The organism is Pseudomonas sp. 10-1B (genome assembly GCF_000935045.1).
GTDB lineage: Bacteria > Pseudomonadota > Gammaproteobacteria > Pseudomonadales > Pseudomonadaceae > Aquipseudomonas.
The window spans coordinates 111,284-134,259 of record NZ_JYKS01000040.1; the positions used below are offsets into that span (position 1 = coordinate 111,284).

Below are 22,976 nucleotides of genomic sequence, written 5' to 3' on the forward strand. Positions count from 1 at the left end.
AGTAACCCGAATTCCAAAAACAAGCTGCAAGGGGCTTTATGAAAACTGTTCACGGCGCCACCTACGACATCCTCCGCGAGCATGGCCTGACCACCATCTTCGGTAACCCTGGCTCCAACGAGCTGCCGTTCCTCAAGGGCTTCCCGGAGGACTTCCGCTACATCCTCGGCCTGCACGAAGGCGCCGTGGTCGGCATGGCCGATGGCTATGCGCTGGCCAGCGGTCAGCCGACTTTCGTCAACCTGCATGCGGCTGCCGGTACCGGCAATGGCATGGGCGCCCTGACCAATGCCTGGTATTCGCACAGCCCTTTGGTGATCACTGCCGGCCAGCAAGTGCGCTCGATGATCGGGGTGGAAGCGATGCTGGCCAATGTCGACGCTGCACAGTTGCCCAAGCCGCTGGTCAAGTGGAGTCACGAGCCCGCTACTGCGCAGGACGTGCCGCGCGCCCTGAGCCAGGCGATTCACACCGCCAGCCTCGCACCGCGTGGGCCGGTATACGTGTCGATCCCTTACGACGACTGGGCGTGTGAAGCCCCGGCCGGGGTCGAGCACCTGGCGCGGCGCCAAGTCAGCAGCGCCGGCCTGCCGTCGCCAGCGCAACTGCAGCAGCTGTGCCAGCGCCTGGCGGTGGCACGCAACCCGGTGCTGGTGCTGGGCCCGGATGTCGATGGCAGTGGCGCCAACGGTCTGGCTGTGCAGTTGGCGGAAAAGCTGCGCATGCCGGCCTGGGTTGCGCCTTCGGCGTCGCGCTGCCCGTTCCCCACGCGCCATGCTTGCTTCCGCGGAGTGCTGCCAGCGGCCATTGCCGGTATCAGCCACAACCTGGCCGGGCATGACCTGATTCTGGTGGTGGGGGCTCCAGTATTCCGCTACCACCAATTCGCCCCAGGCAACTACCTGCCGGCCGATTGCCAACTGCTGCACCTGACGTGCGACCCAGGCGAGGCGGCGCGGGCGCCAATGGGCGACGCCCTGGTCGGCGACATCGCACTCACCCTCGAAGCCGTGCTGGACGGCGTGCCACAAAGCGCCAGACCCATGCCGGCTGCCTTGCCGGCTGCCGAAGCGGTGGCAGATGACGGTGGCCTGTTGCGCCCGGAAACGGTGTTCGACCTGCTCAATGCCCTGGCGCCCAAGGATGCCATTTACGTCAAGGAATCCACCTCCACCGTTGGCGCGTTCTGGCGCCGCGTGGAAATGCGCGAGCCGGGCAGCTATTTCTTCCCGGCCGCCGGTGGCCTGGGTTTCGGCCTGCCGGCAGCGGTTGGCGTGCAACTGGCATCGCCGGGCCGACGGGTTATCGGTGTTATCGGTGACGGCTCGGCCAACTACGGCATCACTGCGCTGTGGACCGCCGCGCAATACAACATCCCGGTGGTGTTCATCATCCTCAAGAACGGCACCTACGGCGCCTTGCGCTGGTTCGCCGATGTGCTGGACGTCAACGATGCGCCCGGGCTGGACGTGCCGGGCCTGGACTTCTGTGCGATCGCCCGTGGCTATGGCGTACAGGCGGTGCATGCGGCAACCGGCAGTGCGTTTGCCCAAGCGCTGCGTGAAGCGCTGGAGAGCGACCGGCCGGTGCTGATCGAAGTGCCGACCCAGACCATCGAGCCCTGACCCGACCCGCACCAGGCGACACCCAACAAAAACAACAATCGAGGTGGCTATGAAGACGACTTCCGTAAGTGAAGTGATCGATGCTGCACCCTTCAATCGCACGCATCTGCTGATTCTGCTGTGGGGCTGTTTCATCATGCTGTTCGACGGCTATGACATGGTGATCTACGGCTCGGTGGTGCCACGCCTGATGCAGGAATGGCAGCTGAGCGCCATCGAAGCCGGCACGCTCGGCAGTTGCGCACTATTCGGCATGCTGTTCGGCGGTACCTTGCTGGCGCCCCTGGCCGACCGTTTCGGCCGGCGCAAACTGATCATCCTCACCACCCTGCTGGCCAGCCTGGCGGCGTTCATGACCGGCCATGCGCGTACCCCGCTGGAGCTCGGCGCCTGCCGCCTGGTGACCGGGCTGGCGCTGGGTGCGCTGGTGCCCAGCGCCGTCAACCTGATCAGCGAATTCGCCCCGCAAGGCCGGCGCAGCACCATGATTACCGTGATGTCCAGCTTCTATTCGGTGGGCGCGGTGCTGTCGGCCTTGCTGGCGATCGTGGTGATCCCCCAGTGGGGCTGGCAGGCGGTGTTCTACGTGGCCGTGCTGCCAGTGCTGGCGGTGCCGTTCATGCTGCGCTACCTGCCGGAGTCGGCGGCGTTTCTTGAGCTGAAGGGGCGGCGCGCCGAGCTGGAGCAGTTGCTGGTCAAGGTCGATCCGGCGTTTCGCCCGGGCACTGAGCTGCGGTTGGCGGGCAACGCTCAACCGCTGGGCAAGGCACGCCTGGCGCAATTGTTCGGCCCTGGCCAGGCCTTGGCCACGGTGTTGCTGTGGGTGGCATTCGCCATGTGCATGCTGATGAGCTACGGCCTCAATACCTGGTTGCCCAAGCTGATGGCGCAGGGCGGCTATGCCTTGGGTTCGAGCCTGGCGTTCCTGGTAACCCTGAACATTGGCGCCACGATCGGTGCGCTGTCCGGCGGCTGGCTGGCCGACCGCCTGGGCGTGCAGCGCACGCTGGCGCTGTTCTTCGTGCTGGCTGCGGTGTCGCTGGCGGCACTGGGGCTGAACCCTGGCCCGCTGTTGCTCAACCTGCTGCTGCTGATCGCCGGCGCCACCACCATCGGCACCTTGGCGGTGATCCACGCTTATGCCTCGATTGCCTACCCGGCGCACATCCGCTCCACCGGGGTGGGCTGGGCTGCTGGCATCGGCCGCCTCGGCGCCATCGCCGGGCCGATGCTGGGTGGCAGCCTGCTGTCGTTGCAGTTGCCCATCCAGCAGAACTTCCTTGCCTTCGCTCTGCCTGGGGTGATCGGCGCGCTGGCCATCGTCTTCATCCAGGTGCGTGCCCCCCAACAGGCCTGTGAGCCTGAAGCTGCCAACAAACCTACCTGCTGACCAAGGAGCCTTGCATGTCTGCCAATAGCCCTCGTTACCAAGACCTTCAGTTGCAACCGCTTGCCGGCCAGTGGCGCGCCGGCAGCGCCGGCAAGACCCTGAACGTGCATAACCCGTACAACGACGAATTGTTGTTGCAGATTCAACAGGCCAGCCGCGCCGACCTCGATGCCGCCTACCACGAGGCAGCCCGTGCCCAACTGCAATGGGCAGCACTGGGGCCGGCTGCGCGCGCTGCGGTGCTGCACGAAGTGGTGGCTATCTTCGACCGGCGTCGCGACGAAATCATCGACTGGATCATTCGCGAGTCCGGCAGTACCCGGCTCAAGGCCCAGTTGGAATGGGGCGCGGCGCGGGCGATTGCGCTGGAGTCGGCATCGTTCCCGTCGCGGGTGCACGGGCGCATCGTCGAGTCCAACGTGCCGGGCAAGGAAAGCCGCGTGTACCGCAGTGCCCTGGGCGTTGTCGGGGTCATCAGCCCGTGGAATTTCCCGCTGCACCTGACCCAGCGCTCGATTGCCCCGGCGCTGGCGCTGGGCAACGCCGTGGTGGTCAAGCCTGCCAGCGATACCCCGGTGTGCGGCGGCCTGCTGCTGGCGCGCATTTTCGAAGAGGCCGGGTTGCCGGCCGGGGTACTCAGTGTAGTGGTTGGCGCGGGCAGCGAGATTGGTGATGCCTTCGTCGAGCACCCGCTGCCAGCGCTGATCACCTTCACCGGTTCCACCCCGGTCGGGCGTGGTATCGGCCGCATCGCCAGCGGTGGCGAACACCTCAAGCACGTCGCGCTGGAACTGGGCGGCAACAGCCCGTTGGTAGTGCTGGACGATGCCGACCTCGAACAGGCAGTCAATGCAGCGGTGTTCGGCAAGTTTCTGCACCAGGGGCAGATCTGCATGGCCGTGAACCGGATCATCATTGACGACAGCCTCTACGAGGCGTTCGCCGAGCGCTTCGTCGCACGGGTCAGGGAGCTGGCGGTGGGTGATCCGGCCTCGGCCGGCACAGTGATCGGGCCGGTGATCAATGCCCGGCAACTGCAGGGCCTGCTGGACAAGATCAAGCTGGCGCATGACGAAGGCGCCGAGCCGCTGTACGAGGGCGGCATCAGCGGCAACCTGCTGGCCCCGCATGTGTATGGCGAGGTCACCTTCGACATGGACCTTGCGCGCAACGAAATCTTCGGGCCGTTGGTGGGCCTTATGCGTGCGCGTGACGAAACCCATGCGCTGGAGCTGGCCAACGCCAGCGAATTCGGGCTTTCCAGTGCGGTGTTCAGCCGCAACCTGGAGCGCGCCGTGCGCTTTGCCCGCCAAGTGCGTGCGGGCATGAGTCACATCAACGACATTCCGGTGAACGACGAGGCCAACGCGCCGTTCGGCGGCGAGAAGAACTCGGGGCTTGGCCGCTTCAACGGTGACTGGGCGATCGACGAGTTCACCCGTGATCACTGGGTCAGCGTGCAGCATGTGCCGCGCCAGTATCCGTTCTGATGCACTGAGTGACTGAGTAGCGCCCGGCCCAGGCCGGGCATTCGTGCAGCCTCGTCACCACGGGCTCTGGGCAGCCTGCGGGGGGCGGCTGCGTCCAAGAAAAGCGGAGAACAATAATAATGATGCACACAACTTTCACGCTGGCCCGTTCATCCCTGGCGGTTTCGCTGGCGCTGGGCCTGAGTTTGCCAGCCTGGGCCGAGGAGGGCGGCTTCTTCGAGGATGCCAAGGCCGGGCTGACACTGCGCAACTACTATTTCAACCGCGATTTCCGCGACCCGGGGGCGGCCAAGAGCAAGGTTGAGGAATGGGCCCAAGGCTTCATCTTCAAGTTCAGCTCAGGTTATACCCCAGGGCTGATCGGTTTCGGCCTGGACGGCATCGCCATGTTCGGCGTGAAGCTCGACAGTGGCCGCGGGACCAGTGGCTCCGACCTGTTACCAGTGCATGATGACGGCCGCGCGGCTGACGACTATGGCCGCGCCGGGTTGGCTGCGAAGCTGCGCATTTCGGCCACCGAGTTGAAGGTGGGTGAACTGCTGCCGGACATTCCATTGCTGCGTTACGACGATGGCCGCCTGTTGCCGCAGACCTTCCGCGGTGCAATGCTCGACTCACGCGAGATCGAAGGCCTGAGCTTGCAGGCTGGCCAGTACCGTGAGGTGAGCCTGCGCAACTCGTCCGACATGCAGGACCTTTCTGCCTGGGCCGCGCCTGGGGTGACCTCGGACGGGTTCAACTATGCCGGTGCCGAGTACCGCTTCAACCAGCAGCGTACGCTGATCGGTGCCTGGCATTCGCAACTGGAGGACATCTACCAGCAAAGCTACTTCAACCTGCTGCATAGCCAGCGGGTAGGGGAGTGGACGCTAGGCGCCAACCTCGGTTACTTCATCGACCGGGACGATGGCCAGGCCCGCATCGGCGACATTCAGAGCCGCACCGGTTACGCCTTGCTGTCTGCCGCGCATAGCGGTCACACGCTGTACCTGGGGCTGCAGAAGGTCAGTGGCGACAGCCAGTGGATGTCGGTGTACGGCAGTAGCGGTCGGACCCTGGGCAATGACATGTTCAACGGCAACTTCAGCAACGCCGACGAGCGCTCGTGGCAAGTGCGTTACGACTACAACTTTGCCGCGCTGGGTGTGCCTGGGCTGCTGGCGATGGTGCGTTACGGGCATGGCGAGAATGCCACCACGGCGGCCGGCAGCAATGGCAAGGAGTGGGAGCGCGACACCGAGGTCAACTACACCATCCAGAGCGGGGCGTTGAAGAACCTCAACATCCGCCTGAACAACGCGACCAACCGGCGTAGCTTCAATAGCGACTTCGACCAGACGCGTTTGATCGTCAGCTACCCGCTGTCATTGTAAATGTCTTGTTGGCCTCATCGCCGGCAAGCCAGCTCCCACAGGTACTGCACAGGGCTTGAGGCCTATGCGGTCGAGGTGGGAGCGGCCTTGTGTCGCGAAAGGGCTGCAGAGCAGCCCCAGCAATATATGCTCCGATACCCAGATCCTGGGGCCGCACTACGGCCCTTTCGCGACACAAGGCCGCTCCCACAAAGCCCGCGTCGAGCTTACGAACTGAGTACTCTGCGCGACACCGCAGCGCATAGGGCTGGGTGATCTCCTATAGGAACGCGATCATACGGGGAATCGCGATCGCCCTGTGCATGCCGATCAAGGTGAAGGTCGGCATACCGGCGGCCGAACTGGCCAGCAACAACCCCTCGGCTTGCGCTAAGATGCCCGCTCCTGTCTCTGGAAGTTGCCTGGATGAGCAAACCCGGTCAAATGGTGCTGGTAGCGTTGCGCAAGATGATCGCCTCGGGCGAACTGGCGGCCGGCGAGCGCTTGATGGAAGTTCCTACCGCCGAACTGTTCGGTGTCTCACGCATGCCGGTACGCATGGCGTTTCGCACCCTCGAGCAGGAGGGCCTGCTGGTGCGTTTTGGGGGGCGGGGGTTCCGGGTACGTTCGGTCAGCGCCGATGACATCGCCGGCGCGGTCGAGGTGCGCGGCGTGCTGGAGGGCCTGGCTGCCCGACAGGCCGCAGAGCGTGGCTTGTCAGCGCAAGCACGCGCAGCGCTGCAGCAGTGTCTGGTAGATGGCGACCAGCTGTTCGACAAGGGCTTCGTGACCGAAGAAGACTTGCAGGCCTATCACGACCTCAACATGCGCTTTCACCAGGTGATCATCGAAGCCAGCCACAATCCGGCCATTGCCGATGCCTTGGCGCGCAACGACCACCTGCCGTTCGCCTCGGTTACCGCACTGGCCGTGGACCGCCATGACCTGGCTCGTGAATACCGGCGCTTCAACTTCGCGCACATGCAGCACCATGCGGTGTTCGACGCCCTGGTCAACGGCCAGGGCGCCCGCGCCGAAGCGATCATGCGCGAGCACGCCAATGCCACCTTGCGTTATGCCGAGACCTTCGGCGGGGCGACCGTTGACGCGGGCATGAAAGTCATCTTGCCTTCGTCGTAAGCCGGCTCAGATGTCGAGCACCAGCAAGGGCGTCTTCGAGCGCGAGCAGCAGGGCGTGAACTGATCGTTCAGCGCCTGTTCTTCTTCCGTGAGGAACAGGTCGCGATGGTCTGGTGTGCCCTGCAGCACGCGGGTCAGGCAGGTGCCGCAAATACCTTGTTCGCACGACATGGCGATCTCGATGCCGTGCCGTTCCAGCACCTGCACCACGGTCTGGTCGGCCGGCACTTCGAAGACCTGGCCGGTGCTGCCGACCTGCACCGAAAAGCTGCCATCGTCGCTGCTATCGACCGGCGCCGCGGCAAAGTATTCGCGGTGCAGGCAGGCCTCTTGCCAACCCAGCCCCCTGGCGCTGTCCAGCACATGTTGCATGAAGCCACCGGGCCCACACACATACAGGTGCACATCGTCTTGCGGGCTGCCCAGTACCCGGGCAATGTCCAGTGCGGTTTCCGGCTGCTCGTCAAAGTGTACGAACAGGCGATCGGCGAAGGGCGCGTTGCGGATGCGCTGGACAAAGGCTGCGCGCTCGCTGGACCGGGCGCAGTAGTGCAGCTCGAAATCCCCGCCGCTGTGGGATAACTGCTCGGCCATGCACAGGATCGGGGTAATACCGATCCCCCCGGCGAACAGCAAACTGCGCCGCGCGCCCTCGGCCAATGGGAACAGGTTTCGCGGCGTGCTGATGCGCAGCCGGGCACCGGCCTGCACCTGCTCGTGCAGGCTACGCGAGCCACCGCGTGATGCCGGGTCGTTGAGCACGCCGATCAGGTAGCGATGGCGCTCCTCGGGGTGGTTGCACAGGGAATACTGGCGCACCAGCCCACCAGGCAGGTGTACATCGATATGTGCGCCAGCGCTGAAGGCCGGCAGCGGGCTGCCATCAGCCGCCGCCAGTTCGAAACTGCAGATACCCTGCGCTTCGTCGTTACGGGATACCACTACGGCGTCGATCATGTCGGCTATTCCTCAGGCAGGGGTGGCGCTGGTCGCGATCAGGTGCGGCTGGAGCGCGTGCTCCTTGGCGATCAACCGCTCCAGAATCTTGCGCGACTGCACGCCGCCGGCATCGATGTTCAGCTTCAGCAGATTGCGCTCAGGGTAGGCCAGCAGGTTCTGCTGCTGGCGTTCGAGCATTTCCAGGTCTTCACTGAAAATCTTGCCCTGGCCTTCACGGATGTTGTCGGTCAGGGCCTGGTCGTGCGCCGCGAAATTGCGCGCCATGCCCCAGAAGTACCAGATCGAGGTGTCGCTCTCTGGGGTGATGAAATCGACCACGATGCTCGACGCCTTGTGCTGTGCATCGGCGTGGTAGCCACCCTTGCCGGCATGCGCCACGCCCACTTCGATCAGCACATGGCTGGGTGGCGTGAAGCGGCAGATCTGCCAACGGTCTACCGGCACATCGTCGGCCAGGCCGTTGCCGCGCAGGGCCATGCGCCAGAACGGTGGGGCCATGATGTTTTCCATGTGGCGGGCGGTGACCACCTCATCGCCGGTGACAGTGGTCACCGGCGGCGCTTCATCGATTTCCTTCTGGCCAATGCTGGAGGCGTGGACGTAGGTCTCGTGGGTGAGGTCCATCAGGTTGTCGATCATCAGGCGGTAGTCGCAGCCGATGTGGAACAACCCGCCGCCGTAGGCCCACTCATCATTCACCGCCCATTCCAGGTGCGGGATCAGCGCCGGGTCGGCCTGTGCCTGGTCGCCGGGCCAGACCCAGATGAAGCCATAGCGCTCCACCGCAGCGAAGGTCTTGTTGCACGGAAAGCCACGTACCCGCTGGCCTGGCATCGAGACCGTCTTGCCATCGCAGCCCATGACCAGGCCGTGGTAGCCGCACACCAGGTTGCCGTCCTCGACATAGCCCAGCGACAGCGGCGCACCGCGGTGTGGGCAGAAGTCCTCCACGGCGGCTACACGGTTCTCGTGGCTGCGGTAGAACACGATCTTTTCCCCACAGATCTGCCGGCCAAGGGGTTTGCTGGCGATTTCATCAGGGGTGCAGGCGACGTACCAGGTGTTTTTCGGGTACATGGGAGGCTCTCCGGGGTTTTGTTTTTATTTAATGGATCCATTAAATCGCCGGATCTCAATGAGGGTCAATTAAAAATGTCTGTATTTCGCGGGTTCTGGGCGATTATCGGACTGTCAATGGATCCATTATGTGCTCGGTTAATGCATTGCCCACAACACCTGCTATTCCTAGTCAAGGTATTCAGCCGTTGTTTTCATGAGGAACAGGCGTCGATGCTGGTCATCGAACAACTCTGCAAATCATTCCCCACCCCCCAAGGTCAGCTCCCGGTCTTGCAGGGCGTCGACCTGCGGTTGCTGCGTGGCAGCAGCCTGGCGCTGATGGGCGAGTCGGGCAGCGGCAAGAGCACCTTGCTGCACCTGGTGGCTGGCCTGGACCGCGCCGACAGTGGCCGCATCCTGATCGACGACGTGCCGCTCGACAGCCGTTCGGAGGCGTCGCTGGCGTTGTGGCGGCGCGAGGGGATTGGCCTGGTGTTCCAGCAGTACAACCTGATCAGCAGTCTGGACGTTGGCCTGAACCTGTCGTTCCAGGCCCGCCTTGCCGGGCGGCATGACCCGCATTGGGTGGCTTACCTGGCACAGCGCCTGGGCCTGGCGGACCTGCTTTCGCGTTACCCGGAACAGCTTTCTGGTGGCCAGCAACAGCGTGTCGCCATCGGCCGCGCCCTGGCTGGGCGCCCGGCCTGGCTGCTGGCCGACGAACCCACCGGCAGCCTCGATGAAGCCAGCAGCGATGAAGTGCTGAACCTGCTGTTGCAACTGGTCGCCGAAGCCGGCAGCGGTGTGCTGATGGTCACTCACAGCCCTCGGCTGGCGGCGCGGTTGCAGCAGCGTTGCTACCTGCAGGCAGGCCGCGTGCGGGCCGAGCAGGGCTGATGAGGCTTTTGTCGTTGGCCCTGTTGGCGCTGCTCAGCCACTGGCGGCGCCATCGTGTGCAGTGCTTCAGCATCTTCACCGGCCTGTGGCTGGCCACGGCGCTGTGGACTGGCGTGCAGGCGCTGAACAGCCAGGCGCGCAGCGACTATGCCCGGGCCAGCGCGGTGCTGGCCGGGCCGTTGCAGGCGCAACTGCTGCCGCGCAATGGCGAGCGCTTCGACCAGGCGCTGTACGTGCAACTGCGCAAGCAGGGCTGGGCGGTGTCGCCAGTGCTGGAAGGGCGCTTGCGCCTGCCGGGCGAGCCGGCGCGCAGCGTGCGGCTGATCGGCATCGAGCCGTTGAGCCTGCCTCCGGCCAGCAGCATTGCCGGGGTGCAGCCGCAGGCATTCGACCTGCAGGCGTTCATCGGCTCGCCAGGGCAGGCCTGGGTTGGGTCAGACACCTTGCGGCAGTTGAACGTAAACCCAGGGCAGCCGGCACGTGACAGCGAAGGGCAGTTGCTGCCGCCTTTGGTTCTACAGCCTGCACTGGCGCCCGGGGTGATCGTGGTCGATATCGGCCATGCCCAGGCGTTGCTACACGCGCCCGGGCAGTTGTCGCGCTTGCTGGTGGCTGCTACGTCGAGGCCATTGCCTGCGGACATCGGCCCCTACCTGGCGCTGCAACCTCAACAAGACGATGGCGGCTTGCAGCGCCTCACCGACAGCTTCCACCTCAACCTGACTGCCCTCGGCCTGCTGGCGTTCGTCGTCGGCCTGTTCATTGCCCATGCCGCGATCGGCCTGGCGCTGGAACAGCGGCGGGGGCTGATCCGCAACCTGCGTGCCTATGGCATCAGCCTGAAGACCCTGCTGTGTGCCTTGGTGCTGGAGTTGGGGTTGTTCGCAGTACTGGGCGGATTGGCCGGGGTCGCCAGTGGCTATGGGTTGGCCGCGTGGTTGTTGCCCGACGTGGCCGCTAGTTTGCGCGGCCTGTATGGCGCCCAGGTCGCCGGGACCTTGAGCCTGCCAGCGTGGTGGTGGCTGCTGGGTGTGCTGGTGAGCGTACTGGGGGCATTGCTGGCCGGGGTGGGCAGCGTATTGCGTGCAGCCCGGTTACCGTTGCTGGCGCTCGCGCAACCTCAGGCGTGGCGTCTGGCGCAGGGGCCGTGGTTGAAACGCCAGGCGTTGCTTGCGGGCCTTTTACTGCTGTCGAGCCTGGGGTGTGCTGTGCTGGGTAGCGGCCTGCCCAGCGCATTCGCCATGCTGGCGGGGTTGCTGCTGGCGGCGGCACTGCTGCTGCCGGCTTTGCTCGACCGGGTGCTGGCCTGGCTGGCGCAGCGTTGCCAGCGGCCATTAACGCAATGGTTCATCGCCGACAGCCGCCAGCAACTGCCGGCCCTGAGCCTGGCGTTGATGGCCTTGTTGCTGGCGCTGGCCGCCAGTGTCGGGGTGGGCAGCATGACCGAGGGCTTTCGCAAGACCTTTGTCGGCTGGCTTGACCAGCGCCTGTCCGCCGATCTGTACGTCACCCCACGCGATACTGCCCAGGGTTTGCAGATAGCCGAGTGGCTTGGGCAGCAACCTGCAGTCCGCGTGGTCCTGCCTGGCTGGCGTGTCGAAATGCAGTTGCAAGGCTGGCCGGTGCAAGCTCAGGGCATTGTCGATCACCCCATTTATCGAACCCGCTGGCCGTTGCTGGAGCAGCAGCCACACGCCTGGAAGCAACTGGCCAATGGGCAGGCCGTAATGCTCAGCGAGCAGTTGGCCAGACGACTGAAGCTGCATCTGGGCGATAGCCTGAGGCTGCCCGCTAGCACGTCGCCAGCTCTGGTCGTCATGGGTATCTATGCCGACTACGGCAACCCCAAGGGGCATGTACTGGTCAATGCCAACTGGCTGCGTGAACAGTGGCCAGAGGCGGCGTTGACTGGCCTGAGCGTCGACCTGCTTGCCGAGCAGGGGGCGGCCATGAAGGTCGCACTGCAACAGCGCTACAACCTGGACGACAGCCGTGTGGTCGAGCAGGCGCGCCTGAAACGCTGGTCGACTGATGTCTTCAACCGCACCTTCGCTGCCACCGCCGCGCTCAACAGCCTTACCCTTGGCGTGGCTGGCGTGGCGCTGTTCATCAACCTGCTGACCCTGGGCCAGTCCCGCCTGGGTCAGCTGGCGCCGCTATGGGCGTTGGGCGTGCGGCGTGCACAGCTGGTCTGGTTGAGTCTTGGCCAGACGCTCATGCTCAGCAGCCTCACCGTGCTGCTGGCGATCCCGCTGGGGCTGTTGCTGGCCTGGTGCCTGGTGGCGGTGGTGAACGTACAGGCGTTCGGCTGGCGTTTGCCGCTCTACGTGTTCCCCATGCAACTGCTGCAGTTGGCTGCGCTGGGCCTGCTCACCAGCCTGCTGGCCAGCGCCGGGCCACTGTGGCAACTGGCGCGTCGCCAGCCGCGTGAACTGTTGAGGCCATTTGCCGATGAAGCGTAATGCCTGGCTGTTGCTCTGTGGCTTGCTGTGCGGCTGCGATCAGCCTGCACCGCAGAGCTATGCCGGGCTCGGGCAGCAGGCGGAGCAATTCAGCCAGGTGACCCGCGGCCAGCGTCTGGAATTTCCGCGCGACCATGGCGCCCACGATGGCTTTCGCATCGAATGGTGGTACGTCACCGCCAACCTCAAGGATGCCCAAGGGCGTGATTGGGGGGCGCAGTGGACACTGTTCCGCTCGGCCCTGCGCCCCGGCCCGGAAACTGCTGACTGGAACAGCCCTAACCTGTGGATGGGGCATGCGGCACTGACTGGCCCGGGCGGCCATCAGTCTGGCGAAACCCTGGCGCGCGGCGGTATCGGCCAGGCCGGTGTGCAGGCCCAGCCGTTCCGGGCGTGGATCGATGATTGGTCATTGCAGGGCAGGGGCAGTATCGAAAGCCTGCAAATGGTCGCGGCTGGCGAAGGCTTTCGCTATGACCTGCACTTGCGCAGCGATCACCCTTTGGTGTTGCACGGGGATCAGGGCTACAGCGAGAAGTCCGGGAAGGGGCAGGCCTCGTACTATTACAGCCAGCCCTTCTATCAGGTACACGGGGAAGTGCAGCGAGGCAGCCAGTGCATCGCGGTCACTGGTCAGGCATGGTTGGACCGGGAATGGAGCAGCCAGCCGCTGGCCGCCGGGCAGACGGGCTGGGACTGGTTTTCCCTGCACCTGGACAGTGGCGCCAAGCTGATGCTGTTCCAGGTACGGGAGATGCAAGGGCAGGCCTATCGCGCCGGCACCTGGATTGGGCAGCAGGGTGAGGTGGTGGCGCTGCAAGGGGCCGAGATTCAGCTGCAGGCGCTGGCCTGGGCGCGGCAGAAGAACGGCAAGCAAATGCCGACGCGCTGGCGGGTACAGGTGCCTGAGCATGGGGTGGATGTGCAGGTTGATGCAGTGGAGCCGCAGGCGTGGATGGATACGCGGTTCCCGTATTGGGAGGGGCCGGTGCGCTTGAACGGCAGTACGGGTGGGCGCGGGTATCTGGAGATGACTGGGTACTAGCACCACAAATTCTGGCCATGTCGCGGTCTTTGTGGAAGCAACTGTCTTGTATTGCCTGTACTGGCCTCATCGCCGGCAAGCCAGCTCCCACAGGCACTGCGCAAAGCTTGAGATCTGCGCGGTACCTGTGGGAGCTGGCTTGCCGGCGATGGGCTGCAAAGCAGCCCCAGCAATTTTTGCATGAAAGCTGAAATCCTGAGGCCGCTGTGCGGCCCTTTCGCGACACGAGGCCGCTCCCACAAAAAAGACCGCGTCAGCCAATCAATCTTTGATCAACCCCCGCAACACTGCTCGTGCTTCTTCAGTACGCAGGCACTCGATGAACAACTGGCTTTCCCGCGCCACCGTCGCCTCCAGCTCGGCCCGCTGGCTGTCCTTGAGCAAGCGCTTGCTGATACGCAGTGCCGCCTGCGGGTAGCCCTGCAGCTGTCGCGCCAGCTTGCGGGCTGCGGCCAGGCACTGTTCGCCGTCCTCGTGCAGTTCATTGGCCAGCCCCCAGGCCACCATCTGTTCGCCATCGAGCAGCTCGTTGCCCAGCAGCAGGCGGGCCGCACGGGCCTGGCCAAGCAAGCGTGGCAGCAACAGGCTGGAGCCGAACTCTGGGCACACGCCCAACGGCGCGAAGGGCATGCGCACCTTGGCCGCGCGGCTAACCAATACCTGGTCGCAATGCAGCAACAGGGTGGCGCCAATGCCGATCGCCGCACCACTGACCGCGGCAATCAGTGGTTTGTCCAGGCCCATGACTACCCGCATCAGGCGGAACACCGGGCTGTCCAGGTCGTCGGGCGGGTTGTCGAGGAAGTCGCGCAGGTCGTTGCCGGCGGTGAAGCAGTGTGGCCCACCGGTGATGATGATCGCTTCGACATGCGGGTCTTCACTCGCCGCCAGCAGCAGGTCGCCCAACTGCTGGTACATGGCGCTGTTCAAGGCATTGAGCTTGTCGGGGCGGTTGAAGGCCAGGGTCAGCAGGCCCTGGTCCAGGTCGCGTGTTATCAGGTCGTTCATGGCAGCCGCTTTTGTTGTTATGGTCGGGCCCAGGCGGGCATTGGCGCTTAGGGTTTATCATGCGCTCCTGCTTGTTGTACAGTCGTTCAGTCCAGCCCATGGCCGCCAGCCCCTGACAAGAGACCCGCCGATGAACCAGGAAGCCCGCTACCACCGCATGCTGCCGGAATTGCGCAAAGCCAACCTGGTCGAGGCGACCCTGGTGTGCCTCAAGCGCCATGGTTTCCAGGGCGCGTCGATCCGCAAGATCTCGGCCGAGGCGGGGGTTTCGGTCGGGCTGATCAGCCATCACTACGCCGGCAAGGACGAGTTGGTGGCAGAGGCCTACATGGCCGTCACCGGCCGAGTGATGGGCCTGCTGCGCGAGGCCATGGCCCAGGCCGCGCCCAATGCCCGCGAGCGGCTGTCGGCGTTCTTCCGCGCCTCGTTCTGCGCCGAGCTGCTCGACCCGCAATTGCTCGACGCCTGGCTGGCGTTCTGGGGTGCGGTGAAGACGGCAGAGTCGATCAACCAGGTGCATGACCATTCCTATGGCGAATACCGTAACGAGCTCAGCCAGTTGCTCGCCACGCTGGCCAAGGAGGAGGGCTGGCAGGGCTTCGATGCCGATCTCGCTGCCATCAGCCTGAGTGCCTTGCTCGACGGCCTGTGGCTGGAGTCGGGGCTCAACCCCGGCACCTTCACCCCCGAGCAGGGCGTGGTGATCTGCGAGGCCTGGGTCGATGGCCTGCAGGCCGGCGGCCGGCGGCGCTTCAGCCTGCCCGAGGGCTGTTGATCGCCTGTTCAGTAACGAGTACGCTGCTGTCGCCAGTCTGTAGAACAACACCAAAAAAAAAGAGACGACACGCAATGACGCCTCGGGTATTGATCGTCGATGACGATCCGCTTATTCGTGACTTGCTGCAGGCCTATCTGTCCCAGGAAGGCTATGACGTGCACTGCGCCGACACCGCGGAAAAGGCCGAAGCCCTGCTCGGTAGCCAGGATGTCGACCTGGTGCTGTTGGACATCCGCCTGCCCGGCAAGGACGGCCTCACCCTGACCCGTGAGCTGCGGGTGCGCTCGGAGGTCGGCATCATCCTCATCACCGGCCGCAACGATGACATCGACCGCATCGTCGGCCTGGAATGCGGCGCCGACGACTATGTGATCAAACCGCTCAACCCCCGTGAGCTGGTGTCCCGCGCCAAGAACCTGATCCGCCGCGTGCGCCATGCCCGCGAAGTGCAGCCGGCACCGGCCTGCGCGCAGTCGCTGAAGCAGTTCGCCGACTGGGCACTGGACACCGACCGCCGGCGCTTGATCGACGCGCGCGGCGGGCAAACCCTGCTGACCCACGGTGAGTTCCAGTTGCTCAGCGTGTTCCTGCGCAACAGCGGCCACACCCTCAGCCGCGACCAGTTGATGGACCAGATCCGCAACCGCGAGTGGGTGCCCAACGACCGTTCCATCGACGTGCTGGTTGGCCGCCTGCGCCGCAAGCTGCACGACGACCCGGCCGAGCCGCAGCTGATCATCACCATCCATGGCACCGGCTACCTGTTCACCGCCAGCGTGGCGGCATGATCGCCAGCGCCCGGGTATTGGCCCTGTCACTGCTTGCCGGCCAGGCCATTGCCGCAGAGCCGGTGCGCTACTGCGACTACCCGGTGTATCCGCCGATTTCCTGGAGCGACGGCCATCAGGTGCGCGGCCTGGCACCGACCGTGGTGCGCGAACTGTTCGCGCGCATGGGCTACCAGGTGCAGACCGTGGTGCTGGGCAACTGGAAGCGCTGCCTGATGGACGCCGCCGCCGGGCGGGTGGACGTGGTGCTGGCCTACAACAGCGACCAGCGTGACCAGCGCATGCGTTTTTCCACGGTGCCGGTGGTGCGCGAGGAAGTGGCGGTGTTCTACAACCGCCTGCGTCCGGTGCAGTTCCAGCGCCTGGAGGACCTGGCCGGTTATCGTGGCGGCTTGCTGTACGGCGAAAGCTACGGCGCCGAGTTCGACCGCTTCGTCGCCCGCCACCAGAACATCGAACGGGTGTCGTCCAGCCAGCAGAACTTCGGCAAGTTGATTCGTGGGCGCATCGACTACGTGATCCAGGAGCGGCGCACCGGCCAGCTGTTCATCGAGCACCTGTCCGGTGCGCAAGACATCCGCGCATTGCCCACGGCGCTAAGCGTGGACTACCTGCGCGTTGCCGTATCGCGGCAATCCCCCTTGAGCCAGCACATGGATGAAATCGACGCGCAGCTGCAGCGCATGAACCAGGCTGGCGAAATCGAGCGCTGGCTGGAGCAGAGCGAAGTCACCTACCGCGACATGATCAAGCTACCGGCGGATGCCCGATGATCCGCCTGCGCACCGATGGCCTGTTGCGCCGCCTGCTGCTGTTCATCCTGCTATTCAGCCTGTGTTTCACCGTGCTGGCCAGTTCGGTACAGCTGTATTTCGAATACCGCCGCGAGATGCGCGACATCGAGGCGCGCATGGCGTTGATCCGCGCCGGTTACCTGGCCAGCCTGGAGCGCAGCCTGTGGGACCTGGACGAGGCGCAGCTGGATACGCAATTGCGTGGCCTGGTGGACTTTTCCGATGTGGCCCGGGTGCGTCTGCTCAGCGATGATTTCCAGTTGTTGCGTGGTGAGGCCGAACCCAAGGGGCCGCTGCGCATCGAGCGCTTTCCCCTCGATTATCAGCCGCCCTCGGGGCCACCACGGCACCTGGGCGAGCTGGAAGTCAGCATCGACCTTGGCGCGGTGCACCGGCGGCTGTACGCCACCGGGCTGGCCAGCCTGCTGTGGATGGGAGTTTTCCTGTGTGGCCTGGCAGTCGCGTTGTCGGGGTTGTTCTACCGCCTGGTCACCCGCCATCTGCAAGTGATGGCCGAGTTCGCCCGCCGTATTGGTGCCGGACAGTGGCAAGAGCCGCTGCGTCTGGGCCGCCGCCGTTCGGCGCGCCCCGATGAGATCGACACCGTGGCCCATGCCCTGGACGACATGCGCCGCGCCATCCTCAGCGATATCGAACGCCGCGAGCGCGACCGCCTGGCCTTGCAGGACAAGCGTGACGAACTGCAGGCCATGGTCGAGCGGCGTACCGCCAGCCTGGCCCGGGCCAAGGACGAGGCCGAGGCCGCCAACCTGGCCAAGTCGCGCTTCCTGGCGACCATGAGCCATGAGCTACGCACGCCGCTCAACGGTATCCTGGGCATGGCCGAGCTGCTGCGCGGCGGGCGCCTGGAGGCGGCCGACCGCCAGCGTGTCGAAGCGTTGTACAAGGCCGGTGAGGGGTTGTTGGCGATTCTTAACGAAGTGCTGTATTTCGCCCGGCTCGAGGAGGGCGAGAGCCGCGCCGAGCTGGTCGGTTTCTCGCTGCGCCAGTTGTGCCTGGAAGTGCTGGCGCTGCTCGAACCCATGGCCATGGACAACGGCGACACCCTGCAGTTGGACATCGACGAGCAACTGGCCGGGTACCAGCACGGTGCCGAACAGTACCTGCGCCAGGTGTTGAGCAACCTCCTGGCCAATGCCATCAAATTCACCGAACACGGCCAGGTCTGGCTCAAGGTGCAGGTGCTGGTCAGTGACGAGGCCTCGCAGCGCTTGCGGATATCGATCAGTGACAATGGCATCGGCATCGAGCCGGCCGTGCAGGCGAAGATCTTCGATCGCTTCGTCCAGGCCAGCGAGGCCGTGGCCCGCCGCTACGGCGGCACCGGCCTGGGCCTGGCAATCTGCAAGCACCTGGTGGAAAAGCTGGGTGGTTGCATTGGCCTGGACAGCGTGCAAGGGCAGGGCAGTTGCTTCTGGTTCGAACTCGACATGGCCCGTGGGCAGCAGCCTGCCAGTACCCCAAGCCAACCGGCCATGGCCTGCCTGGATATCCTGGTGGTCGAGGACGTGGCGCTGAACCGTGAGGTAGCGGGCGGGTTGCTGCTGCGCGATGGCCACCGGGTGAGCTTTGCCGAAGACGCAGGGCAAGCCTTGCAGGCCTGCGCACAGCGGCGTTTCGACCTGATCCTGCTGGACGTGCACCTGCCCGGCATGAGTGGGGTGGAACTGTGCCGGCAGCTGCGTGCCATGCCCGGGCCGAACCGCGACAGCCGCATTCTGGCGCTGACGGCCGGTGTGCAGCCGGGGCAAGTGCCGGGTTACCTGGACGCCGGCATGCAGGGCGTGCTGGCCAAGCCATTGCGGCTGGACAACCTGCGCCAGGCGCTGGCCGAAGTGGCGCCCGGCGAGGTGGTTGGTGCTGGCACGGGCATGGATTGGGCGCTGCTGGACACCCACCGCTCCCTGTTGGGCGAGCAGAAGCTGCAGGGCCTACTGAAGGTATTGCGCCAGTCGCTGGAACAGCACGCCACGTCGCTGGCCGAAGCGCTGCCGGCCCAGGACTTTACCGAAGTGCTGCACCTGGCCCACCGCCTGGCCGGCAGTTGCGATTCGCTGGGTTTTTCTGGCCTGGCTGTGCTGTTGCGACGCCTTGAGGAGGCGGCCCGGCAGCACGACGCCCAGGCGTTGAAAGCGCTCGGCGAGCCGCTGGCAAGCCAGCTCGGCCAGGCCCGCGCAACCCTGGAACAGCTGATCCAGAGCTGACGTACAAAAAACTTACGACTTTTTACATCTTCGATCCGTTCGTACAACGGCACCTTACATCCGTTTCCAATAATCCATGGCAACCGTGTTGCACGCGGTCCATGAGGCTTATTGGAGACAAGAATAATGACATGCCGTAGCGCTCAGCCCCTCCTTCACAGCACACCGCGCGGCACCGGCCGCAAGGGCGAGGTGCGCCATGACTGACACTCACGAAAAGACCCAGCTCACCCGCGCCCTGAAAAGCCGGCATATCTTCATGCTGTCGTTGGGCGGGGTGATCGGCACCGGGCTGTTCATGGGCTCGGGCGTGACCATCAACCAGGGCGGGCCGGTGGGTGCGATCCTGGCCTACCTGGTGGCGGGCTTGCTGATGTACCTGGTAATGGTCTGCCTGGGTGAGCTGTCGGTGCAGATGCCGGTGTCCGGCTCGTTCCAGGCCCATGCCACCAAGTTCATCGGCCCGGCCACCGGTTTCATGATCGGCTGGGTGTACTGGATGAGCTGGGCCACCACCGTGGGCCTGGAGTTCACCGCCGCTGGCATGTTGATGACCCGCTGGTTCCCGGAGGTACCGATCTGGTACTGGTCGGCGCTGTTCGTGGTCGTGCTGTTCGGCCTCAACGCCCTGGCCACCCGCGCCTTCGGTGAGGCCGAGTACTGGTTCTCGGGCATCAAGGTGGCGACCATCCTCGGCTTCATCATCATCGGCCTGCTGGTGATCTTCGGCGCCATCCCGCTGAACAGCGGGGCGCCGGCACCGATGCTGGACAACCTGGTGGGCGAGTCGCTGTTCCCCCACGGCCTGTCGGCGGTGTTCGCGGTGATGATGACCGTGGTCTATGCCTTCCAGGGGTGCGAAATCATGGGGGTTGCCGCAGGCGAAACCGAACACCCGGAAAAGAGCATCCCGCGTGCCGTGCGCAACGTGGTGTTTCGCGTGCTGATCTTCTATGTGCTGGCAATTGCCGTGTTGTCGGCCATCGTGCCGTATGAGCAGGCCGGGCTGATGGAGAGCCCGTTCGTGCAGGTGTTCGACATGGTCGGCATCCCCTATGCAGCAGACCTGATGAACTTCGTCATCCTCACCGCCATCCTCTCGGTGGGCAACTCCGGGCTGTATGCCTCCACGCGCATTCTCTGGGCCATGTCCAAGAGCGGCATGGCACCGAAAAGCCTGTCGCCGCTGAGCAAGCGTGGCGTGCCGTTGCGGGCGCTGAGCATCACCCTGTGCTTTGCCCTGATCTCGCTGATGACCAGCTTCATTGCCGCCGACACCCTGTTCATGGTGCTGATGGCGGTGAGCGGCATGTCCGGCACGGTGACCTGGATCGTCATCGCCCTGGCGCAGTATCGCTTCCGCAAGGCCTACCTGCGTGACGGCGGGCAGTTGCAGGACCTGAAGTACAAGGCACCGCTGTACCCACTGGTGCCGCTGCTGTGCATCACCCTGTGCAGCTCGCTGTTCGTGTTCCTGGCGCTGGATGAAACCCAGCGGCCGTCGCTGTACTGGGGCTTTGGCTTCATTGCCTTGTGCTATGCGGCGTACTACGTAGTCAACCGCCGTCGGCAGGGGGCCTTCGAGCCGAGTGTGCCGGGGGTTTGATTGCTGTATCGGTCTGAAGATTGCCGGGGCCGCTTTGCGACCCATCGCGACGCAAGGCCGCTCCCACAGGTAACGCGCAGGCCACGAGGCTGCAAATGACCTGTGGGAGCGGCCTTGTGTCGCGAAAGGGGCGCAACGCGCCCCCAGCGATCTCCCAGTTGTACAAAGTTGTAACAGCCACCGCATCGCTCAGTTGAAATTCAACAAATAACTTCAATAAAAACAATTGGTTAACCAATTAAGTCGACCTGTTACAACCCCGGATACCGGCAATTGCTGCCTTGTTGAACACTCGTTTAGTATCTCCCTCATCAAGCCCTCCCAAAACCATCACAACAACACCGAGGCCCCCCATGACCACCCCGTCATCGTCACTGTTGAGCAAGGTCGAAGCCGGCGTTGCCTGGATCACCCTCAACCGCCCCGAGCAACGTAACGCGCTGGACATCCCCACCCTCGAGCAGCTGCACGCTCTGTTGGAAGCCTGCAACAGCGACCCAGCTGTGCGCGTGGTGGTGCTGACCGGTAGCGGCCGCAGCTTCTGCGCCGGTGCCGACCTGGCCGAATGGGCCGCCGCCGAAGCCCAGGGCACCCTGGAAAGCTACGGCTGGACCGAAACCGCCCACGCCCTGATGTTGCGCCTGCACAGCCTCGCCAAACCCACCATCGCCGCCATCAACGGCACCGCCGTGGGCGCTGGCATGGACCTCAGCCTGTGCTGCGACCTGCGCATCGCCGCTGCCTCGGCGCGCTTCAAGGCCGGTTACACCAGCATGGGCTACAGCCCCGATGCCGGCGCCAGCTGGCACCTGCCGCGGCTGATCGGCAGCGAGCAGGCCAAGCGCCTGCTGTTCCTCGACGAGCTGTGGAGCGCCGAGCGCGCGCTGGCCGCCGGGCTGGTCAGCGAAGTTTGCGCGGACGAGCAGTTGCCCGCCGTTGCCGCCGAGCTGGCCGGGCGCCTGGCCAACGGCCCGACCTTCGCCTATGCGCAAACCAAGCAACTGCTGCGCGACGGCGCCCAGCGCACCCTGGGCGAACAGCTGGAAGCCGAGCGCCAGGCCGGCTTGCTGTGCGGGCGCAGCCAGGATGGCGCCGAAGCGCTGCAGGCCTCGATGGAGCGCCGCGCCCCCCGTTTCACCGGCCAGTAACCCGATAACCGACCCTCACCAGGACCTTCGCAGATGAATTTCCAACTGACCCAAGAACAAGAAATGTTGGTGGAAGCGGTACGCAGCTTTGTCGCCAAGGAGCTGCTGCCCCACGAAGAAGCGGTGGACCGCGCCGATGCCGTATCGCCCGAGCTGGCCGCGCACATCCGCGGCAAGGCCATCGCCGCCGGGTTCTATGCCTTCAACATGCCCGAGGAAGTCGGCGGTGGTGGCCTGGACTACCTGTCCCAGGCGCTGATCGAGCGTGAACTGTCCAAGGTGTCCTGGGCCCTGCATGTGTTCGTCGCACGCCCGTCGAAAATCCTCATGGCCTGCAAGGGCGAGCAGATCGACGACTACCTGCTGCCCTGCGTGCAGGGCGAGAAAATCGATTGCTTCGCCCTCACCGAACCGGGAGCCGGCTCGGATGCCAATGCCATCAAGACCCGCGCCGTGCGCCAGGGCGATGACTTCGTCATCAACGGTAGCAAGCACTTCATCAGCCATGCCGGCCACGCCGACTTCGCCATCGTCTTCGCCGTCACCGACACCTACGAGCACAACGGCCGCAAGCGCAATGCGGTCACGGCCTTCCTTGTAGACCGTGGCACCCCTGGCATGACCATCCGCCGCGGGCCCAAGTGCGTGAGCAACCGTGGCTACCACACCTACGAGCTGTTCTTCGACGACTGCCGGGTACCGGCCAGCAAGGTACTGGGTGAGGTCGGCAAGGGCTGGGAAGTGGCCAATGCCTGGCTCACTGCCGGCCGGGTGATGGTCGCCGCCAACTGCGTGGGCCAGGCGCAACGTGCCCTGGACCTGTCGCTGCAATGGGCCGCCGACCGCAAGCAGTTTGGCCAGGCCATTGGCAGCTACCAGGGCGTGTCGTTCAAGCTGGCCGACATGGCCACGCAGATTCGCGCTGCGGAAATGCTCACCCTGCATACCGCCTGGAAGATGGACCAGGGCAGCATGACCGACGGTGAGGCCGGCATGGCCAAGCTGTTCGCCAGCGAGGTGCTGGGCAAGGTCGCCGACGAAGCCGTGCAGATCTTCGGTGGCATGGGCCTGATGGACGAAGGGCCGGTCGAGCGCATCTGGCGCAACGCGCGCATCGAGCGGATCTGGGAGGGCACCTCGGAAATCCAGCGGCACATCATTGCTCGCGAACTGCTGCGCCCGCTGCTGCGCTGATTGCCAGGAGAACAC

General features: G+C 64.8%; 17 protein-coding genes and 1 pseudogene. 15 read left to right on the forward strand and 3 right to left on the reverse strand.

The window, feature by feature from the left end:
* Positions 1-38: 38 nt before the first annotated feature.
* The 5 genes from mdlC to TZ03_RS21280 all read left to right on the forward strand — a co-directional run bounded on the left by mdlC (position 39) and on the right by TZ03_RS21280 (position 6,997).
* Positions 39-1,625: a benzoylformate decarboxylase gene (gene mdlC / locus TZ03_RS21260; protein WP_051100249.1), complete on the forward strand. Its 1,587-nt coding sequence runs from the start codon at positions 39-41 to the stop codon at positions 1,623-1,625.
* A 49-nt stretch (positions 1,626-1,674) separates the two neighbouring features.
* Positions 1,675-3,015, forward strand: a complete 1,341-nt coding sequence (locus TZ03_RS21265; protein WP_051100250.1) for an MFS transporter — start codon at positions 1,675-1,677, stop codon at positions 3,013-3,015.
* Positions 3,016-3,029: 14 nt separating this feature from the next.
* The gene (locus TZ03_RS21270) at positions 3,030-4,505 is read left to right on the forward strand and encodes an aldehyde dehydrogenase family protein (protein WP_051100251.1); all 1,476 of its coding nucleotides are present in this window, start codon (positions 3,030-3,032) and stop codon (positions 4,503-4,505) included.
* A gap of 119 nt (positions 4,506-4,624) precedes the next feature.
* Positions 4,625-5,878, forward strand: a complete 1,254-nt coding sequence (locus tag TZ03_RS21275) for an OprD family porin (protein ID WP_152645508.1) — start codon at positions 4,625-4,627, stop codon at positions 5,876-5,878.
* Positions 5,879-6,283: 405 nt separating this feature from the next.
* Positions 6,284-6,997, forward strand: coding sequence for a GntR family transcriptional regulator (locus tag TZ03_RS21280; protein ID WP_051100252.1), 714 nt, complete (start codon positions 6,284-6,286; stop codon positions 6,995-6,997).
* Between the two features lie 6 nt (positions 6,998-7,003).
* Here the strand turns inward: TZ03_RS21280 and TZ03_RS21285 are convergent, their stop codons facing one another.
* Complete coding sequence (locus TZ03_RS21285) at positions 7,004-7,954, reverse strand: PDR/VanB family oxidoreductase (RefSeq protein WP_051100253.1); 951 nt, start codon at positions 7,952-7,954, stop codon at positions 7,004-7,006.
* Positions 7,926-9,034: pseudogene (locus tag TZ03_RS21290) on the reverse strand (Rieske 2Fe-2S domain-containing protein). The gene TZ03_RS21285 and the pseudogene TZ03_RS21290 overlap by 29 nt, the downstream one beginning before the upstream one ends.
* Before the next feature lie 213 nt (positions 9,035-9,247).
* Between TZ03_RS21290 and TZ03_RS21295 the strand changes: the two are divergent.
* Genes TZ03_RS21295 through TZ03_RS21305 form a run of 3 tightly spaced genes read left to right on the forward strand, consistent with a single transcriptional unit; the run spans position 9,248 to position 13,420 of the window.
* Positions 9,248-9,913: an ABC transporter ATP-binding protein gene (locus TZ03_RS21295; RefSeq protein WP_051100255.1), complete on the forward strand. Its 666-nt coding sequence runs from the start codon at positions 9,248-9,250 to the stop codon at positions 9,911-9,913.
* On the forward strand, positions 9,913-12,375 hold the full coding sequence (locus tag TZ03_RS21300) for an ABC transporter permease (protein ID WP_051100256.1): 2,463 nt from the start codon (positions 9,913-9,915) through the stop codon (positions 12,373-12,375). Before TZ03_RS21295 ends, TZ03_RS21300 begins: the two co-directional genes overlap by 1 nt.
* A complete protein-coding gene (locus tag TZ03_RS21305) occupies positions 12,365-13,420 on the forward strand; it encodes a lipocalin-like domain-containing protein (RefSeq protein ID WP_051100257.1) in 1,056 nt (351 codons plus the stop codon). Before TZ03_RS21300 ends, TZ03_RS21305 begins: the two co-directional genes overlap by 11 nt.
* 261 nt (positions 13,421-13,681) lie before the next feature.
* Here the strand turns inward: TZ03_RS21305 and TZ03_RS21310 are convergent, their stop codons facing one another.
* A complete protein-coding gene (locus TZ03_RS21310; RefSeq protein ID WP_051100258.1) occupies positions 13,682-14,428 on the reverse strand; it encodes an enoyl-CoA hydratase in 747 nt (248 codons plus the stop codon).
* A gap of 130 nt (positions 14,429-14,558) precedes the next feature.
* Between TZ03_RS21310 and TZ03_RS21315 the strand changes: the two genes are divergently transcribed.
* The 7 genes from TZ03_RS21315 to TZ03_RS21345 all read left to right on the forward strand — a co-directional run bounded on the left by TZ03_RS21315 (position 14,559) and on the right by TZ03_RS21345 (position 22,961).
* The gene (locus tag TZ03_RS21315) at positions 14,559-15,203 is read left to right on the forward strand and encodes a TetR family transcriptional regulator C-terminal domain-containing protein (RefSeq protein WP_051100259.1); all 645 of its coding nucleotides are present in this window, start codon (positions 14,559-14,561) and stop codon (positions 15,201-15,203) included.
* A gap of 74 nt (positions 15,204-15,277) precedes the next feature.
* The gene (locus TZ03_RS21320; RefSeq protein WP_051100260.1) at positions 15,278-15,994 is read left to right on the forward strand and encodes a response regulator; all 717 of its coding nucleotides are present in this window, start codon (positions 15,278-15,280) and stop codon (positions 15,992-15,994) included.
* Positions 15,991-16,767 carry a substrate-binding periplasmic protein gene (locus tag TZ03_RS21325; protein ID WP_051100261.1) on the forward strand — a complete coding sequence of 259 codons (777 nt, stop codon included), beginning with the start codon at positions 15,991-15,993 and terminating at the stop codon, positions 16,765-16,767. The genes TZ03_RS21320 and TZ03_RS21325 overlap by 4 nt, the downstream gene beginning before the upstream one ends.
* Positions 16,764-19,013: a hybrid sensor histidine kinase/response regulator gene (locus TZ03_RS21330; RefSeq protein WP_051100262.1), complete on the forward strand. Its 2,250-nt coding sequence runs from the start codon at positions 16,764-16,766 to the stop codon at positions 19,011-19,013. The genes TZ03_RS21325 and TZ03_RS21330 overlap by 4 nt, the downstream gene beginning before the upstream one ends.
* A 199-nt stretch (positions 19,014-19,212) precedes the next feature.
* The gene (locus TZ03_RS21335; protein WP_051100263.1) at positions 19,213-20,619 is read left to right on the forward strand and encodes an amino acid permease; all 1,407 of its coding nucleotides are present in this window, start codon (positions 19,213-19,215) and stop codon (positions 20,617-20,619) included.
* A 353-nt stretch (positions 20,620-20,972) separates the two neighbouring features.
* A complete protein-coding gene (locus tag TZ03_RS21340) occupies positions 20,973-21,767 on the forward strand; it encodes an enoyl-CoA hydratase/isomerase family protein (protein WP_051100264.1) in 795 nt (264 codons plus the stop codon).
* Between the two features lie 33 nt (positions 21,768-21,800).
* A complete protein-coding gene (locus TZ03_RS21345) occupies positions 21,801-22,961 on the forward strand; it encodes an acyl-CoA dehydrogenase family protein (protein ID WP_051100265.1) in 1,161 nt (386 codons plus the stop codon).
* The last annotated feature ends 15 nt before the right edge of the window (positions 22,962-22,976 follow it).